Source organism: Rhodococcus sp. P4_F3_2, assembly GCF_056401335.1.
Map to the genome: position 1 here is coordinate 1 of NZ_JBFUJN010000159.1, position 517 is coordinate 517.

General features: G+C 32.5%; 2 protein-coding genes. Both read left to right on the top strand.

The features are described from left to right. On the top strand, positions 1-197 hold a 197-nt coding region (locus AC1DWA_RS33220; protein WP_477917708.1), incomplete at its 5' end, for a hypothetical protein. An 85-nt stretch (positions 198-282) separates the two neighbouring features. Then, positions 283-517: hypothetical protein (locus tag AC1DWA_RS33225; RefSeq protein WP_477917710.1), on the top strand; the 235-nt coding region annotated here is incomplete at its 3' end.

A 517-nucleotide genomic window follows, 5' to 3' on the forward strand; every position in this document is an offset into this window, starting at 1 on the left:
ATCCTCAAGAGACCAAAAGAAGGGATCATGCTGAGCAATATCCTACGGAGAATAAAACTCTATTTGATCAATTCAAAACTGAAGAGACAGTTGATCCAATACCAACTGAAGAGTTAAAGATAGAAAAGCAAGATGAAAGAAATAAGAATAAAACTAAAAATGAATCCTCCACTGAAAATAAATATAAGAGAAATTAATATTAAATCAATAGCATGAAAAAGTAGATATTCTAGTTAATTATTACACTAAGTTATTAAAAAGTACTTGAAAGGAGTGGTAAGAATGGAAAAAACAGAACTACAGCCGGTTTTTGTTTATTTACATCCAGATGTATTAGCGCAAGGTGGTATTTATTTTATCGGACTAAATAAACGAGACAGGGAGCTTCCTCCGGCGAGTATTGAACATTTACGTTTAGATATGGCTAAACAATATTTCCCTTGGGATCCTGAGGCTCATCTTGTTGTAGAAGAAGGAAGATTTCAATGGGATGCTGTAAAAAAAGACTATATAGAAA